General features: G+C 35.6%; 18 protein-coding genes and 1 pseudogene. All 19 read left to right on the forward strand.

Features of this window, described 5'->3' with window-relative positions:
• Positions 1 to 17 precede the first annotated feature (17 nt).
• The gene (locus JFU54_RS10820) at positions 18 to 410 is read left to right on the forward strand and encodes an Asp23/Gls24 family envelope stress response protein (RefSeq protein WP_000807630.1); all 393 of its coding nucleotides are present in this window, start codon (positions 18 to 20) and stop codon (positions 408 to 410) included.
• A gap of 347 nt (positions 411 to 757) precedes the next feature.
• Positions 758 to 1150 (forward strand): N utilization substance protein NusB, encoded by a 393-nt coding sequence (gene nusB, locus JFU54_RS10825; RefSeq protein WP_002067080.1) that lies wholly within the window; start codon positions 758 to 760, stop codon positions 1148 to 1150.
• A gap of 23 nt (positions 1151 to 1173) precedes the next feature.
• Entirely contained in the window at positions 1174 to 2034 is an 861-nt protein-coding gene (gene folD / locus JFU54_RS10830) for a bifunctional methylenetetrahydrofolate dehydrogenase/methenyltetrahydrofolate cyclohydrolase FolD (protein ID WP_002067081.1), read from the forward strand.
• A 26-nt stretch (positions 2035 to 2060) separates the two neighbouring features.
• Positions 2061 to 3419: an exodeoxyribonuclease VII large subunit gene (xseA, locus tag JFU54_RS10835; protein ID WP_002015068.1), complete on the forward strand. Its 1359-nt coding sequence runs from the start codon at positions 2061 to 2063 to the stop codon at positions 3417 to 3419.
• Complete coding sequence (gene xseB / locus JFU54_RS10840) at positions 3409 to 3639, forward strand: exodeoxyribonuclease VII small subunit (RefSeq protein WP_000428422.1); 231 nt, start codon at positions 3409 to 3411, stop codon at positions 3637 to 3639. The genes xseA and xseB overlap by 11 nt, the downstream gene beginning before the upstream one ends.
• Positions 3639 to 4532, forward strand: coding sequence for a (2E,6E)-farnesyl diphosphate synthase (gene ispA, locus JFU54_RS10845; protein WP_002015072.1), 894 nt, complete (start codon positions 3639 to 3641; stop codon positions 4530 to 4532). The genes xseB and ispA overlap by 1 nt, the downstream gene beginning before the upstream one ends.
• A 307-nt stretch (positions 4533 to 4839) precedes the next feature.
• Positions 4840 to 6732, forward strand: coding sequence for a 1-deoxy-D-xylulose-5-phosphate synthase (dxs, locus tag JFU54_RS10850; protein ID WP_002088566.1), 1893 nt, complete (start codon positions 4840 to 4842; stop codon positions 6730 to 6732).
• Positions 6733 to 6735: 3 nt separating this feature from the next.
• Positions 6736 to 7575 carry a TlyA family RNA methyltransferase gene (locus JFU54_RS10855; RefSeq protein WP_002015074.1) on the forward strand — a complete coding sequence of 280 codons (840 nt, stop codon included), beginning with the start codon at positions 6736 to 6738 and terminating at the stop codon, positions 7573 to 7575.
• A 142-nt stretch (positions 7576 to 7717) separates the two neighbouring features.
• Entirely contained in the window at positions 7718 to 8167 is a 450-nt protein-coding gene (gene argR, locus JFU54_RS10860) for an arginine repressor ArgR (protein WP_002015076.1), read from the forward strand.
• Positions 8168 to 8437: 270 nt separating this feature from the next.
• Positions 8438 to 10177 (forward strand): DNA repair protein RecN, encoded by a 1740-nt coding sequence (recN, locus tag JFU54_RS10865; protein WP_002088564.1) that lies wholly within the window; start codon positions 8438 to 8440, stop codon positions 10175 to 10177.
• A 119-nt stretch (positions 10178 to 10296) separates the two neighbouring features.
• Positions 10297 to 11589, forward strand: coding sequence for a SpoIVB peptidase (spoIVB, locus tag JFU54_RS10870; RefSeq protein WP_002015079.1), 1293 nt, complete (start codon positions 10297 to 10299; stop codon positions 11587 to 11589).
• A gap of 286 nt (positions 11590 to 11875) precedes the next feature.
• Positions 11876 to 12670, forward strand: coding sequence for a sporulation transcription factor Spo0A (gene spo0A, locus JFU54_RS10875; protein ID WP_002015081.1), 795 nt, complete (start codon positions 11876 to 11878; stop codon positions 12668 to 12670).
• Between the two features lie 186 nt (positions 12671 to 12856).
• Complete coding sequence (locus tag JFU54_RS10880; RefSeq protein ID WP_242489438.1) at positions 12857 to 13129, forward strand: site-specific integrase; 273 nt, start codon at positions 12857 to 12859, stop codon at positions 13127 to 13129.
• A 293-nt stretch (positions 13130 to 13422) separates the two neighbouring features.
• Positions 13423 to 14100, forward strand: coding sequence for a sigma-70 family RNA polymerase sigma factor (locus tag JFU54_RS10885; RefSeq protein ID WP_201064375.1), 678 nt, complete (start codon positions 13423 to 13425; stop codon positions 14098 to 14100).
• A 164-nt stretch (positions 14101 to 14264) separates the two neighbouring features.
• A complete protein-coding gene (locus tag JFU54_RS10890) occupies positions 14265 to 15488 on the forward strand; it encodes a WXG100 family type VII secretion target (protein WP_201064377.1) in 1224 nt (407 codons plus the stop codon).
• 21 nt (positions 15489 to 15509) lie between these two features.
• The gene (locus JFU54_RS10895) at positions 15510 to 15968 is read left to right on the forward strand and encodes an SMI1/KNR4 family protein (protein ID WP_012261693.1); all 459 of its coding nucleotides are present in this window, start codon (positions 15510 to 15512) and stop codon (positions 15966 to 15968) included.
• 86 nt (positions 15969 to 16054) lie between these two features.
• Positions 16055 to 16330, forward strand: a complete 276-nt coding sequence (locus JFU54_RS10900) for a hypothetical protein (RefSeq protein WP_002033954.1) — start codon at positions 16055 to 16057, stop codon at positions 16328 to 16330.
• A gap of 238 nt (positions 16331 to 16568) precedes the next feature.
• Positions 16569 to 16667: pseudogene (locus JFU54_RS29430) on the forward strand (sporulation initiation factor Spo0A C-terminal domain-containing protein); the annotation flags it as partial.
• A 297-nt stretch (positions 16668 to 16964) separates the two neighbouring features.
• Complete coding sequence (locus tag JFU54_RS10910) at positions 16965 to 17528, forward strand: PRK06770 family protein (protein WP_002033955.1); 564 nt, start codon at positions 16965 to 16967, stop codon at positions 17526 to 17528.
• The last annotated feature ends 202 nt before the right edge of the window (positions 17529 to 17730 follow it).

Here is a 17730-nt window from a genome sequence, read left to right on the forward strand (position 1 = left end):
TAAAGGAGGTTTTTTTCATGGCTGAACATATGTTAGATATGGGTCAAGATACAACTCTTGGAAAAGTAGAAATTGCACCAGAAGTAATCGAAGTAATTGCAGGTATTGCAGCTGCTGAAGTAGAAGGTGTAGCGGCAATGCGTGGTAATTTTGCTACAGATGTTGTTGAGAAGTTAGGTAAGAAAAATCATGGTAAAGGTGTAAAGGTTGAATTAGCAAACGAAGATATTATTGTTGACCTTTATGTTGTGATGTATTTTGGTGTAGCGATTCCGGTTGTTGCACAAAAAATTCAAGACAATATTCGCCAAGCACTCTTTACAATGACAGGACTTGAGCCAAAAGAAGTGAACGTTCACATCGTTGGCGTAACATTCGAAACACAAAAAACAGAAATCGAACCAGTGTAAGAGTGGAAAAAGGTGCCTAGTAAAATAGGCATCTTTTTTATCGTTTCATTTCTTCACAAATTAAAACCCTCTAATTATTATACTATTTCAAAAAAAAGAAAAATAAAACGGTATGTTTCATTTTTCCAAAAAACGTACATTGTGATAAGATATGGAACTTGAAGTTAATCTTTTTATTATTTTTCAGCCTTGTACCCCGTGTGTGAAACGATAAATTGTGTTATTATCATTGTATTATAAGGTTGGAAAATCAATGAAAACTGCAAGAGTAAGTGAATTGACGGCTTATAAATTATAATAATATAACAAAACATAAGGAAAGACTTGAAGTATAAAGGAGAGTTACAATGAAACGTAGGACGGCTAGAGAAAGAGCAATGCAAGCATTATACCAAATGGATATTACAGGTGAATTAGAACCGAAAGTAGCGGTGGAAAATACGCTAGATGAAGGCGAAGAAACAAATGAGTTTCTAGAATCACTTGTTGTAGGATTTGTAGACAACAAAGAAGAGATTGACGCAGCAATTCGTCAAAATTTAAAAAAGTGGAAGCTTGAGCGTATTAGTATTGTTGATCGCAGTATTTTACGTGTAGCTGTGTGTGAGATGAAATACATGGAAGAAATTCCGCACAATGTAACAATTAACGAAGCAATTGAAATCGCAAAAACATTTGGGGATGAGGAATCTCGTCGTTTTATTAACGGCGTTTTATCTAATATAAAAGATACACTGTAATTTCTTTAAGGGGGAAACTTAAAATGGTAGCAGTAATCATCAAAGGAAATGAAGTTGCGGAGAAAAAACGAGCACAATTAAAAGAAAAAGTTGTGAAGTTAAAAGAGCAAGGGATTGTACCAGGATTAGCAGTTATTTTAGTTGGAGAAGATCCAGCATCTCGTTCTTATGTAAAAGGAAAAGAAAAAGGCTGTGAGCAAGTAGGAATCTATTCAGAGCTAATTGAACTTCCTGAAACGATTACTGAGGAGCGTTTGCTTGCTGAAATCGATCGCTTAAATGGAGACGACCGCATTAATGGCATATTGGTACAATTACCTTTACCAAAACATATTGAAGAAAAAGCTATCATTGAAAGAATTTCACCGGAAAAGGATGTAGATGGATTTCACCCAATCAGCGTAGGACGTATGATGACGGGACAAGACACATTCCTTCCATGTACACCGCATGGCATTTTAGAATTAGTAAAAGAAACGAATCTTGATATTTCTGGAAAGCATGTTGTTGTAATTGGAAGAAGTAATATTGTTGGTAAACCAGTGGGGCAACTGTTTTTAAATGAAAATGCAACTGTCACATATTGTCATTCTAAGACGCAAAATATAAAAGAATTATCGAAGTTAGCTGATATTTTAATCGTAGCCGTTGGACGACCGAAAATGGTAACAGCTGACTATATTAAAGAGGGTGCGGTTGTAATTGATGTTGGTGTTAACCGTTTAGAAACAGGCAAACTTTGTGGTGATGTTGATTTTGACAATGTATTAGACGTTGCAGGTTACATTACGCCTGTGCCAAAAGGAGTCGGCCCAATGACTATTACAATGCTTCTTCACAACACTGTGGAGTCTGCAAAGCGTGCAGGTGTTGTTTGTCAATAATTTGAATCGGCTATGAGGAGAGAGAAATGGAGAAACAATATTTAACCGTTACAGCATTAACACGCTATATTAAAACAAAAATAGAGTATGATCCGCATTTACAGTCTGTTTGGTTAAAAGGAGAAATTTCCAACTTTAAATATCATAGTCGTGGTCATATGTATTTTACATTGAAAGATGAAAATGCAAGAATTGCAGCGGTTATGTTTGCGGGTCATAATCGTAACATTAAATTCAGACCGGAAAATGGAATGAAAGTACTTGTAAAAGGAAAGATTTCTGTTTACGAGGCGAGTGGTTCTTATCAAATTTATATTCAAGACATGCAGCCTGACGGAATTGGAAACTTGCATTTAGCTTATGAGCAATTAAAAGTTCGTTTAGAGGAAGAGGGCTTGTTTTCTCAAGTTTATAAAAAAATAATTCCTCCGTATGCTAAAACAATAGGTGTAATCACGTCGCCAACAGGAGCAGCAATTCGCGATATTATAACAACAATTAAACGTCGTTATCCAATTGGAAATGTTATTGTGTTTCCTGTACTTGTACAAGGGGAGTCAGCAGCTCCCTCGATTGTACAAGCAATTCGTACAGCGAATGAAATGGGAGATATTGATGTTTTAATTGTTGGACGTGGTGGAGGCTCTATTGAAGAATTATGGGCCTTTAATGAGGAAGTAGTTGCAAGAGAAATTTTCACAAGTGAGATTCCGATTATTTCGGCTGTAGGCCATGAAACAGATTTTACAATTGCAGATTTTGTCGCGGATTTACGTGCACCAACACCGACTGCAGCAGCTGAGTTGGCGGTACCTAATACTATAGAGTTACAAGAAAAGGTATTACAAAGAACTCTGAGATTGCAAAGAGCAATGAGAGAGAGAGTACATAAAAAAGAAGAAAAACTGCAAGTGTTACAAAAATCTTATGCGTTCCGTTATCCAAGGCAAGTGTACGAGCAAAAAGAAGAGCAGTTAGACAGGGCTCTTGAACAACTTGTTTTAGCGAAAGAGCGTTATATAGATAAAAAAGTAAATCAATTAAAGCAACTTTCATTTTATTTAGAAAAGCACCACCCATCTCAAAAAATTATACAAACGAAAACGGCAATTGAAACGTTGCAAAAGCAGTTGCAACGTGAAATGCAAACATTACTTCAAACGAAGGAGTTCGTATTTGTGAGAGCGGCTCAAAAGCTTGAGGTATTAAGCCCGCTTAAAGTAATGATGAGAGGGTATGGGCTTGTATACGATGAAGAGAAACAAGTATTAAAAAGCGTGAAAGATGTTAGCCTTGGAGATGCTGTTTCGGTTCAATTACAAGATGGAATACTAGATTGTAGCGTATCAAGCATAGAGGAGCGTGAATTGAATAATGGAAAATAAGTTAAGCTTTGAAGAAGCAATTTCGCAGCTTGAGCATCTCGTTTCTAAGCTTGAACAAGGTGATGTACCTTTAGAGGAAGCAATTTCTTATTTTAAGGAAGGCATGGAATTATCTAAGCTTTGTGATGAGAAATTGAAAGATGTACAAGAACAAATGGCAGTTATCCTTGGGGAAGATGGAGAGCTTAAACCGTTTACTGCTTTAGGAGATGAAGCATAGTGACACATATAGCTTTTGATGCTTTTTTGAAAGAGAGTAAAACTTTCGTAGAAGAAAAGCTTGTAAGCTATGCAAATGAATTACAATGTCCAAATGTGCTTCGTGAAGCGATGGCATATTCTTTGGAAGCGGGTGGGAAACGTCTCCGCCCGTTACTTTTATTTGCAACGTTACAAGCGTTTGGGAAAGAAAGAAATCTTGGAGTGGGTGCAGCTTGTGCCCTTGAAATGATTCATACATATTCGTTAATTCATGATGATTTACCTTGTATGGATGATGATGATCTAAGACGAGGAAAGCCTACAAATCATAAAGTATTTGGTGAAGCAATGGCAGTTTTAGCGGGAGATGGTTTGTTGACATATGCTTTTCAAGTTATTATGGCATATGAGCAAAAAGAAATCTCTGCTGAAAAAAAAGTAAGACTTGTACTTGAGCTTGCGAAAGCAGCAGGACCTGAAGGAATGGTTGCTGGACAAGTGGCAGATATGGAAGCTGAAGGAAAACGACTTACAATTAATGAATTAGAGTACATTCATAATCATAAGACAGGTAAACTGCTTGAGTTTGCTGTACTTGCAGGCGCGATACTTTCTGATGCTACAGAAGAGCAAGAAGAGAAGTTACTTGCATTTGCGAAATATATCGGTCTAGCTTTCCAAATTAGAGATGATATTTTGGATGTAGAAGGAACAGAAGAAGAGATTGGAAAACCGATTGGTAGTGATGCTTCCAACGAGAAGAGCACATATACGACGTTATTTACTGTAGATAGAGCAAAATCTATTTTAGAGGAGAAAATTGCAAAAGCAAAAGATTCTATTAGCTCCTTACAATTACAAGATGAATATTTACTATCTATTTGTGATTTAATCGCAAAACGTAATAACTAATATAACAGCGTTTCCATTTGTTGAGTCATTCATCATTTTATGATATAAATGTAGGAAAGGTTTTTCTTTTCTTGTTATTGGCAAAAATATATGTAGATTACATTGCCGTTATCACTTCGTGTTAGCGGCTATTTTTTTCATCACGTAAAGAAATATGATGTATAATATGATAAGTGAAAAAATGGAAGTGTTTTCTGAAAGCAGGACAAGATAAAAAGAATAGAAAAGATAATTTCTTGTGTTGTGTAAATGTTTCTTATAATATTTGACATGTTGACAGATTATGAAATGAAAGTGAGTGATCCATGTGGATCTAACGCAAATTCAAAACCCTAGTTTTTTGAAAGATATGTCTATCAGTGAACTAGAGGGGTTGAGTGAGGATATTCGTAAGTTTTTAATTGAAGAGCTCTCTCAAACAGGTGGACATATTGCACCTAATTTAGGTGTAGTAGAACTCACAATTGCTCTGCATAAATTATTTGATAGTCCGAAAGATAAGTTTTTATGGGACGTAGGACATCAATCCTATGTACATAAAATTTTAACAGGGCGTGCGAAAGAATTCGGCACATTAAGGCAATACCAAGGTCTATGTGGTTTTCCAAAACGCTGCGAGAGTGAGCATGATGTTTGGGAAACTGGTCATAGTTCAACGTCGTTATCTGCTGCAATGGGAATGGCTCTAGCACGTGATTTAAAGAAAACGGAAGAATACGTTATACCAATCATTGGCGATGGTGCATTAACAGGCGGAATGGCTTTAGAGGCATTGAACCACATTGGGCATGAAAAAACGGACATGATTGTTATTTTGAATGACAATGAAATGTCAATTGCACCAAACGTCGGTGCACTTCATAATGTACTTGGTCGTTTACGTACCGCAGGGAAGTACCATTGGGTAAAAGATGAACTAGAGTATATATTGAAGAAAATCCCAGCAGTCGGCGGGAAAGTTGCTGCGACAGCAGAGAAAATAAAAGATAGTCTAAAATATTTACTAGTATCAGGCGTCTTTTTTGAAGAATTAGGCTTTACATATTTAGGTCCGGTCGATGGGCATGATTATGAAAAGTTATTCGAAACGTTGCAATATGCAAAGAAAACAAAAGGCCCAGTACTTGTTCATGTTATTACGAAAAAAGGAAAAGGTTATAAACCAGCTGAAAGTGACGTTATTGGAACTTGGCATGGAACAGGATCGTATAAAATTGAGTCAGGTGACTTCGTTAAACCGAAAGAAGTTGCACCAGCATGGAGTGCTGTTGTTAGTGAAACAGTGCTTAAGCTAGCGAGAACGGATGAACGTATCGTTGCAATTACGCCTGCAATGCCTGTTGGATCGAAACTTGAGAAATTCCAAAAAGAATTTCCGGATCGCATGATTGATGTAGGTATTGCAGAGCAGCATGCTACAACAATGGCAGCTGGTATGGCAACACAAGGGATGAAGCCGTTCTTAGCAATTTATTCAACATTTTTACAAAGAGCATACGACCAAGTTGTTCATGATATTTGTCGCCAGAATTTAAATGTTTTCATTGGAATAGATCGCTCTGGATTAGTAGGAGCAGACGGTGAAACGCATCAAGGTGTATTTGACATCGCGTTTTTACGTCACTTGCCGAATATGGTGCTTATGATGCCGAAAGATGAAAATGAAGGTCAACATTTAGTATATACAGCGATGCAATACGAAGATGGACCGATTGCTTTACGTTATGCACGCGGAAATGGACTTGGCGTTCAAATGGATGAAGAATTAAAGGCGATTCCAATTGGTACATGGGAAACGTTAAAAGAAGGCACACAAGCAGCAATTTTAACGTTTGGTACGACAATCCCGATGGCAATGGAAGCAGCTGAGCGTCTTGAACAAGCTGGAGTATCAGTGAAAGTAGTGAATGCTCGCTTTATTAAGCCGATGGACGAAGCATATTTACATGAGCTTTTAGGGAAAAATATACCGATTTTAACGATTGAAGAGGCTTGTTTAATCGGTGGCTTTGGGACGGGAGTAGTTGAATTTGCTTCTGAGAACGGATACCATAGTGCTTTAATTGAACGAATGGGTATTCCTGATCGCTTCATAGAGCATGGTAGTGTAACAAAACTGTTAGAAGAAATTGGTTTAACAACAGATGCTGTTGTAGACCGTATTCATACAATGATTCCATCAAAACAAAAAAGGGCGTAACAAATGAGCGTAAAAAAAGAAAGAGTAGATGTACTATTAGTAGAGCGAGGACTTATAGAAACGCGTGAGAAGGCTAAACGTGCTGTTATGGCAGGTCTTGTATATGCGAATGAAATGAGACTCGATAAGCCAGGGGAGAAAATCTCACAAGATACGGAGATTACGGTGAAAGGGCAAGTCATGCCGTATGTAAGCCGTGGTGGTTATAAGCTTGAAAAGGCATTAGAAACATTTCAACTTGATTTACAAGATAAGGTTATGATAGATATTGGTTCATCAACTGGTGGTTTTACAGACTGTGCGCTTCAAAATGGGGCGAAGTTATCCTACGCATTAGATGTAGGATATAATCAACTTGCGTGGAAATTGCGTCAAGATGAGCGTGTTGTTGTGATGGAACGAACGAACTTCCGTTACGTGACACCGGCAGATTTAGAGCGTGGTTTACCGCAGTTTGCAAGTATTGATGTTTCATTTATATCATTAAGGCTTATATTGCCGGTTTTAAAAACAATGCTTATGCCAAATGGTGATGTAGCTGCATTGATTAAACCTCAGTTTGAAGCTGGACGAGAACAAGTCGGGAAAAAAGGCATTGTTCGTGATAGAAAAGTACATGAAGCTGTCGTGGAAATGATTGTCGATTTTGCTCTTAAGGAAGGCTATAATATCGAAGGTTTAACATTCTCACCAATTACAGGCGGGGATGGAAATATTGAATTTTTAATTCATCTAAAGTGGCACGGTGAGCGTGAGAATGGCGAAAATCATTCTCCGGTTTCTATTGAGCAAGTTGTTACAGAAGCACATGATGTTTTAAAACAAAAAGGGAAAGGGGAATAACATATGTTGTTCCTCTTTTTGTTGTAATCGTATAATGATTGTAAAAACAATTGTGTACAAGTAATGGATTATACGGTAACATAAATAAATGAAGTATACCAATGTTTAAACTATGGTAAGAGATAGTGTGAGGTGCAAATGTATGAATAAAGGTCAGCGCCATATTAAAATCAGGGAAATTATTGCTAACAAAGAAATTGAAACACAAGATGAACTAGTTGATATTTTACGTAATGTGGGGTTTAATGTAACGCAAGCAACAGTATCGCGCGATATTAAAGAACTGCACTTAGTGAAGGTGCCATTACATGATGGACGCTATAAATATAGCTTGCCAGCAGATCAACGATTTAATCCGTTGCAAAAATTAAAACGAAATCTAGTGGATTCATTTGTAAAATTAGACACGGCAGGACATATGCTTGTGCTAAAAACATTGCCTGGTAACGCTCATTCACTTGGGGCACTCATTGATCATTTAGAGTGGGATGAGATCGTCGGAACCATTTGTGGTGATGATACTTGCTTAATTATTTGCCGTACACCTGAAGATACAGGTGTTGTCTCTGATCGTTTCTTAAATATGCTTTAACAGAAAAATCTTGTTTACTTTCCTCTGTAAAGTGGAAAGTAAACAAGATATTTTTATTGGCGAAAAATACGGATTTTCAAATACAATACATTATTTTTTTTGAATGAAGTTAGAAAATAGGTGGATTGACCCGTAAAACGAATGTTTGGTACAATGGAGCGGGTTAGAAGAGTAATTTATACATACAAACATATAGTATAACTATTTGAATGAAGAATACTGAGAAAAGCCCTTAATAGGGGATTAGTTTATAACGAGGTGAATGGGGCATTGTTATCGGAATTATCGATCAGAAACTTTGCTATTATTGAGGCATTAAATATTTCTTTTCAAAAAGGTTTAACCGTTTTAAGTGGTGAAACAGGAGCTGGAAAATCCATTATTATTGATGCAATTAGTTTGCTTGTTGGTGGCCGTGGTTCAGCAGAATTTGTTCGATATGGAACAGAAAAGGCTGAGATAGAAGGCTTATTCTATGTAGAAGATGACAAGCATCCATGTATCGCAAAGGCAGAAGAGTTAGATATAGAAATAGAAGATGGCATGATTATTTTGAAGCGTGACATCGCTGCGAACGGAAAAAGTGTCTGTCGTGTAAATGGGAAACTTGTTACACTCAGCATATTAAAAGAGATTGGAAAAACGCTAGTTGATATTCATGGACAGCATGAAACACAAGATTTAATGAATGAAGAACGTCATATGTTTATGCTTGATCATTTTGATGGAAATCGCATTGTTAAACAATTGGGCATATATCAAAATGTATATACAGACTATGAGAAGTTAAAAAAACAGCTGAAATCTTTAAGTGAAAATGAACAACAAATGGCCCATCGTCTAGATTTAATTCAATTCCAACATGAAGAAATTCGTAAGGCGGATTTAAAAATGGATGAAGAATATGAATTGACTGAGGAACGATTAAAAATCTCCAATTTTGAAAAGATTTATAAAGCATTAGGAGATGCGTATCGTTCGTTAAGTGGAGACGGACAGGGATTGGATCACGTAAGAAATGCAATGGGACAAATGGAGAGTATTACGCACTTAGACGAAGCGTATCAAGAAAATCATGATTCTATTGCGAATAGTTATTACTTATTAGAAGAAGTTGCATACCAGCTTAGAGAAAAATTAGATATGATGGAATATGATCCGAAACGTCTAGATGAAATTGAAACACGTTTGAATGAAATCCGTATGTTAAAGAGAAAGTATGGAAATACTGTAGAAGAGATTTTAGCGTATGCTGATAAAATTGAACAAGAAATTTTTACGATTGAAAATAAAGACGTACATATTGAAACGACGAGAAAGCAGTTAACGAAATTAGAAGGTGTTATTGTAAAAGAAGCAACGTTGTTAAGTACTATGCGTCATGAGCTTGCAGATCATCTTACAAGCGCTATTCATCAAGAATTAAAAGAACTATATATGGAAAAAACGAAATTTGAAGTGAGAATTATGAAGAGGGTAGGAAATGTAGAAGAACCTCTCGTGGAAGGAACACCGGTAAAACTTACGGCGGATGGCTACGATCATGTGGAATTTTATATTTCAACGAATCCGGGTGAACCGTTAAAGCCACTTTCAAAGGTCGCTTCTGGCGGAGAGTTATCTCGTATTATTTTAGCTTTAAAAAGCATTTTTTCTAAGCATCAAGGTGTTGCATCTGTTATTTTTGATGAAGTGGATACGGGTGTGAGTGGTCGGGTTGCACAGGCTATTGCGGAAAAAATTTATCGTGTATCAGTAAACTCGCAAGTACTTTGTATTACGCACTTACCTCAAGTAGCTTCAATGGCGGACTCTCATTTATTTATTAGAAAACAAGTGGCGAATGATCGTACGATTACATCGGTTACTGTGTTAAGTACGGATGAAAAAGTAACAGAAATTGCTCGAATGATTTCTGGTGTTGAAATTACAGATTTAACGACAGAGCATGCGAAAGAGTTACTTACGCAAGCGCATCATTTCAAACAGACAGCAGAGGCTATCCAGTAATGGATAGCTTTTTTTTCTCAAATGACGATTTCTTAATTCTTCCGGTTATAAATAAAGCGCTGCAAGGAGAGATTAAAAAGTGAAGCCAAGAGGCTGAATGTGGGGTAGGAGCGAGGAGAGTGAACAAATTGAAATTAGAAAGATTTCGAAAAATAATAGGTCTTTGTCTCCTTGTTTCTCTAGTTTTTATTGGATGTTTTAAACCGCTTCGAACGTTTATTTCATCTCCGAAGCAACTTGTTGTTTTTGAAGGACAACAATCAGAAATAGCATCATTACCAGTTTTTAAGGCTGCATCTACAAATCGTAATGTGTTTACTGTAAGTTCAAATGAACAAGAACTTATGGTAAATTCTCACCAAAATGGTGAAGCTGATATGGTGTTTCAACTTGCTGGATTTCCAGTGAAAAAAGTAAATGTGAAAGTATTAAAAGATTTTAAAGTTATTCCAGGTGGACAATCGATTGGTGTAAAATTGAACACAAAAGGTGTACTTGTTGTAGGCCATCATTTAATTCAAACTGAAAAGGGTAAAGTATCTCCTGGTGAAACAGCTGGTGTACAGATTGGAGATATGATTACTGAAATCAATGGTAAAACAATTGAAAGAATGAGTGATGTAGCACCATTTATTCATAATAGTGGAGAAACAGGTGAACCGCTTAATCTTGTTTTATTAAGAGATGGAAAATATATTCGTGCTAAGCTAACACCACAAAAAGACAATGGTGAATCCTCTTACCGAATTGGACTGTATATTCGTGATTCAGCAGCTGGTATCGGAACGATGACATTTGTACATCCAGATTCTATGAAATATGGAGCGCTTGGTCATGTAATTTCCGATAATGATACAAAAAAGCCAATTCAAGTAGAAGATGGACAAATTATGCGTTCGACAGTAACGTCTATTGAAAGAGGAAGTCACGGGAACCCGGGAGAAAAATTAGCAAGATTTTCACCGGATCGTGAAGTGATTGGTAATATTACAATAAATAGCCCGTATGGTATTTTTGGGAAATTAAACACAGATATGACAAACGGCATAATGGATAAAGCAATGCCTATCGCATTATCCCATCAAGTAAAAGAAGGGCCAGCGAAAATATTAACAGTTATTGATCAAGATAAGGTGGAAGCGTTTGATATTGAAGTTGTTAGTACGGTACCACAAAAGTTCCCGGCTACAAAAGGTATGGTTATAAAAGTGACAGATAAACGTTTACTAGCAAAAACGGGTGGTATTGTACAAGGAATGAGTGGAAGTCCGATTGTACAAAATGGGAAAGTAATTGGTGCGGTTACACATGTATTTGTAAATGATCCAACGTCAGGATACGGTGTTCATATTGAATGGATGTTACATGAGGCTGGAATTAATATTTATGATCAAGAGAAAAAAGCGAGCTAATACATATTAGCTCGCTTTTCTTTTGAAAAATTCGTTGAAATTTTGTAAAAGCTCCGCAAGAGCTGTTTTTTGTTGTAAGATATAAGCAAAGGGTTGAACGTTTCGCTGTAATTCTATGATGGAATGTGTTGCGAAAGTAAAAAAATGAACGATAAACATATTTTTTTGTGATTTTATCGGAAAGTAAGAAACTTTAAAGGGAATTTTCACACAATTGTCGAACAATTCATGTAGCCTAGAAGCTTACACATGTCGGAAGAATCGATTCGGTAAGGGAGGAAAAACTGTGGAGAAAATTAAAGTGTGTCTTGTGGATGATAATAAAGAATTGGTATCGATGCTAGAGAGTTATGTTGCTGCCCAAGATGATATGGAAGTTATCGGAATTGCTTACAATGGTCAAGAATGTTTAAACTTATTGAAAGAAAAGCAGCCTGATATACTCGTTTTAGACATTATTATGCCACATTTAGATGGTCTAGCTGTGCTAGAGAAAATGCGACATATTGAAAGGTTAAGACAACCTAGCGTTATTATGTTGACGGCATTCGGACAAGAAGATGTGACGAAAAAAGCGGTTGATTTAGGGGCATCATATTTCATATTAAAACCATTTGATATGGAGAATTTAACAAGTCATATTCGTCAAGTTAGTGGTAAGGAAAGTGCTACTATTAAACGTCCATTACCATCTTTCCGATCAGCAACAACGATAGATGGAAAACCGAAAAACTTAGATGCGAGTATTACAAGTATCATTCATGAAATTGGTGTACCCGCTCATATTAAAGGGTACATGTACTTACGAGAAGCAATCTCTATGGTGTACAATGATATCGAATTACTAGGATCTATTACGAAAGTATTATATCCAGATATTGCAAAGAAATATAATACAACAGCAAGCCGTGTCGAGCGCGCAATCCGTCACGCAATTGAAGTAGCTTGGAGCCGTGGGAATATTGATTCTATTTCGTCCTTATTTGGTTATACTGTATCCATGTCAAAAGCAAAACCTACGAATTCCGAGTTCATCGCAATGGTTGCGGATAAGCTAAGACTTGAACATAAGGCTTCGTAAATGTTGATATAATAGTGTTTTTGATTGTTTAGCGGTAATGTAAAGTTACCAACAAACTTCTTTTCGTACCAACAAATAATGTTAATGCATTTTAATAAACACCGTCTTTTATTGGTTTGTAAATCAAACTAATGAGAGGCGGTGTTTTTTGTTTTGACTGAATTTGAATTACAGCTAGATAATTTTATGTTGTATTGTTCAAGTAAAAACTTATCGACTAAAACGCTGAAAAGCTATGACCAGACGCTAAATTTATTTTTATTGTACATGAGAGAGACGTATCAAGTGGAGGAAGCGGGGAAGGTAAAGGCCGTACACATTCGGCAGTATATTAAGTATTTAAAGGAACGTGGAAAGTACACTGTGGCTGCTAAAACAATAGCTAATGATATTAATCGCCCGCATAATCGGACGGATTACAAAAAGCCACTAAGCGATACAACGATTGCTAACAATTGATGCATTTTCAAATAAGCTAAAAGAATTTATAAAATGTTGGTTAGAATTAGAAGAACAGAATAGAGGAAGGTAAAAAGACGAGGACATTGTTCGTTGTCTTTTTTTATTTCAGTGCCGTCCGTCCATATAAATAATGATTTTTTAAGGTTTAGTGTCACGTTTTATGTGTGTAGAGACCAATAGAAAGGGAAGAGGTAGTTCCTTTCTCCTCTTAGACATTCATAAATACAACATTTTTTATGATTTTGTCACAGTAAACTTTTAAAATTATAAAATCAGTGAGGGACGGCAACATGAAATTATACAAAAGAGAAAAGAAAACACACATTCAAATACAGCAGGAAGATAAGCTAGAACGAATAAAGCAAATTTATGATGATAAAAAAGTAAAGCAGGTGCTTGCAGTAGAAAAGACATGGAATAAGTATGCTTTACTTCGATTGGAAGAAGGAGAGGATGCCTTCCATATCATTTTTAATGATTATTTAATAGGATGGTTCATTCAAACAACTCTCAATAAATTTGAAAATGCATGGAAAAATAAGCGGATTTATCGAGATGATTTTGAAAGTGTATTTTGGGAGAAGTTATGGCATTTGTGTCGAGAACATTCATGGAACGATGAGTATTACTTATATGAAAAAGTCAGAAAATCGTTGGAGTGTACGGGCTACAACTTAGTAAAATCAAATTTAAGGACAGATAAAAGGAAAGTAAATCATCAAAACATTGACCTTGTTGAAGACTTAGAAAAAATTGATTCGCCGTTTCGAATTGAGGACGATGTAGAAATTAAACTATTAATCGAACAGTATTGTAATGATATTGAAGAGGAGTTAATAACAACGTATATAGAAAGTCCCCATTTATCATATAGAGACTTAGGGTGTTTACATGGGATAAATCATCCTGAAAGAGGGAGACGGATACTTAATTCAGCAAAGAGGAAGTTAAGTGAATTTATATTTTGATAGGGTTCTCGTATTTATTTGCTTTATATAGCAGACAGCTTCATTTCAACTTCTTTAAAAGGAATGGATTAAATTTTTCTCTAAAAAATCAGAATGTTTAGTACAGTAAAATAGTTTCACGTGATATAATTCGTTTGTAAAATATTGTATGGGGAAGGGGTAGCATGACGCAAATAAAGGTTACGCCAGAACGGCTAGAACAGTCAGCAAAGCTAGTTCTTGAAACTAAAAATAGATTAGAACAGATACATAAAGATTTATATAACCAAACGGAATACGTAGCTTCAATGTGGAATGGTGCAACGGGTCAAAGGTTTTATCAGATGTTTAATGAAACAAAACCTCAAATGTTTAATGTGTTTCGGGAATTTGATAAGATTGCAGAAGAACTAATGCACGCTGCTGAAAAGTTTCGTAATGCTGATGAACGTTATGATGGTAATTTAGTTGATGGAAAGATAGAAGAAGGGGCAATGTGTGGTAAGCTACCTGAAAAATCTACTTTCGAAAAAATTCGAGATGGTATTGTAGAAGGTGCAGGGGAAGCCGTTGAAGATACTATAGAAGGATTTAAGGCACTTGGTAAATGGGAAACGTGGCAAAATATGGGGAACGCAGCCTTGCATCCTATTGATACACTTAGTACCATGTATAATGTATTGTCGGATTCATTTATTAATGATGTAATAAATGGTGACGCAGAAAGTCGTGCGAAATGGGGAAGTTATGCTTTAACTCAAGTTGGTTTAGGACTTATTGGTGATAAAGGAATAAGCAAAGTCACTACACTTGCAAAGGGTACGAATTTAGCAAAGGTATCAGAAGGTATCTCGCATTATACAAATAAATTGCAAACGGGAGACCGTTTTGCATATGCTGGCGTTGGTGAGTTTAGAGATATTCCGAAAACTTCTTTTAATTCTTTAGAAGAAGCCCGTAATACATTTATGTTTGCTGACCCTGGTAATTTAAATACACCTAGATTCCAAGAATATCTTGGCCAAGTAGAAGAAATAACAAATAGAAAGATTCCTGAAAACCAGAGGGAATTACTACAAGAACATTTAGAAAATAATGGTTATGAACGATTAAGCAAAGAAGAAGTAGATACAAGAAGGAACGAGTTCCGTTCTGAAAAAAATAAGCTGATAGCTGAGTGGGAAAAAGAAACAAACCAAACATGGCCTACATATGCTGAGGAAGTTATTTCGAAAAGAGGTAAAGTAACACGGAGAATTGAGAAGCCATTTGATGCACATCACCTTATTGAAAATGCACATGGTGGAGAACATGAATGGTGGAATATGCACCCAGCTAAATACCCTGATGAACATCAAGGTGGTATACATGCTAAGGAAAGTATTTCAAGAGAAATTTTTAAAAAGTAATTAACGGAGGTAGTAAAAGTTATGTTTGATTTTTTGAAAAATTGTGTTGTAGCTGATGAAAGTATAAAATCTGACCAAACACCTATTTTCTATCCTTTAAAAAGTGAAGAGATAGAGGAAGCAGAAGATTTATTAAAAATGAAATTCCCTAAAGAATTGAAAAATTTTTATAAAGAAATTGGTTATGGTTTTTTAGAGGCATCAAGTAAGTTCTTTTTTAACAGATTTATGGACCCCTTTTCTGTTGTGGATTTTCGTTTGAGACAAGATATCTATGAATATAACCCTAATATAGATGGTGTAGACGATGAAGAATCATTAGTGTTTTTTGAAGTGACAGAACTTAGCTTTTTAACAATTAAATTTAAGCAAGCGAATGAATTAGGTCAATGCCCTATTTACTCTGAAGATGAGAAAATAGCGGATTCTTTAGAAGAATTTTTAATTAAAATGGGCGAAAATCCTGACTATTATATCTAATGAAAGAATCAATGAACACCTGAGTTTCAGAGTTGAACGTGTAAGTCTTTAGCAAAGTTCTAAAATAACTGACAGGAGTTAGTAACATGGACGTAGAGATTTCAGAAATGCTAAAAATATTAAACGATTATGAAGGGAATGAAAAAGAAATTTTTGAACTGATTCAAGCTGAAGCAATGATGAAATATAAACAATGTGAAGAAATGATAGATACGATACTGAATAATAAGTTTAGAACCGAAAAAGAAAAGCATGAAGCTATAATGAGTATGATAGGACATATTTTCACTTGTGGCGTATCTTATGGGAGTGTTCAAGTTCCATTAGAAATGATTAAGAATCGTCAATCATCTATACATTGATTTATATTTTGAGATAAAGTCGTACCAGATAGTTGATGAAATGAATAATAGTACACGAATGTCATTTAATTTTATTGACGTTTGCCCCTGTGGTTATGTATCATATTCTTATACACATTAGTAACGTAATGTTACCAATGAATTAGGAAAAACTAAACCAATAAAGGGCGTGAAATTTAGCGTATTTATTGGACGAAAAGAAAATGTTAGAAACGTATACATATCAACGTTTAAAGCTTTTGGTTATACTGTATCCATGTCAAAAGCAAAACCTACGAATTCCGAGTTCATCGCAATGGTTGCGGATAAGCTAAGACTTGAACATAAGGCTAGCTGAGAGGAAAAGTAGTAAGGGATTTAAGTTTTAGTAGAGCTTAATAATTCTTGAAATTTATACTCGATATCAATTTTAAAACCAATAAACTTTTATTTAATGACCAATGAATTTTAGAATTCGTTGGTCTTTTTATTTTGTTGAGAAAAAGAGGGAGAAGTGATATCGATTTTATCAAAATTATTTGGGTAGATAAAAAGGGTTGTTTGATATTATGGGAAATAAAACCTGTTTTTAGTAATATTACATATAAGTGAGTTTTTTAAGGTAATTAAATAGGTATACAGAGGGAGAAGGGAAATGAAAAACAAAATATTAACTTGGCTAGGAATAGTAGCAGCTATGGGAGTTCTTGCTGTTGCAGTTACATTTGGAATGTTAGAGCTTGCCGATAATCCAGTAGATAAAGAAGTGAGTGCTCAAATAGATAAAAAAGAAGACCCAACGATAGTAGGTAGAGAGGTAGATGGAGTCTTTGTTGATGTGTATGTTACTGAAAATTCTACTGAAAGCGAAGTCATTACAGCGATGTATCACATGACTCATCAAAAAGTAGTGGCAGAACGAAAATCGGGATCCATCCCAATGATTCAAAATAACGCTGAAAAATTAAAAAAAATCATAAATAAGAGTAGTTTTGCGAAGAAAAATGAGCTTGTAGCAATTGCTGATAGATGGGCGAAAAAAGATTTTAGTAAAATTGTAGAAGATCACAATTTTTTCTCGGATGCTCAAGAGGGTAATGTTTGTAAAGCCACTAGAGCGATGGATGCGGTAGAAGAGCAACATTATATTTTAACTACATTCGGGGAGGAAAAAGCGAAAGAACTATACGAATCAGGGGATACTCCGCACGTTCAATAAAAAATAATATGAAGGGCTTCTAGTTTTTTTATTACCTTGCTTTAAGGGGGCAATGGTGACTTGTGAATAAATATTCTGCTTTCTTTATGACTTGTAACAAAAAAGAAGATATATAATTCATTATTAAATGATGAAGTGAAGGCTAAATCGCATCGTAGTACATCTGTTAAAGGATTTTAGTGGGGAAGTCATCCATGATATA

This window comes from Bacillus sp. TH19 (assembly GCF_016651075.1).
Classification (GTDB): Bacteria; Bacillota; Bacilli; order Bacillales; family Bacillaceae_G; genus Bacillus_A; species Bacillus_A mycoides.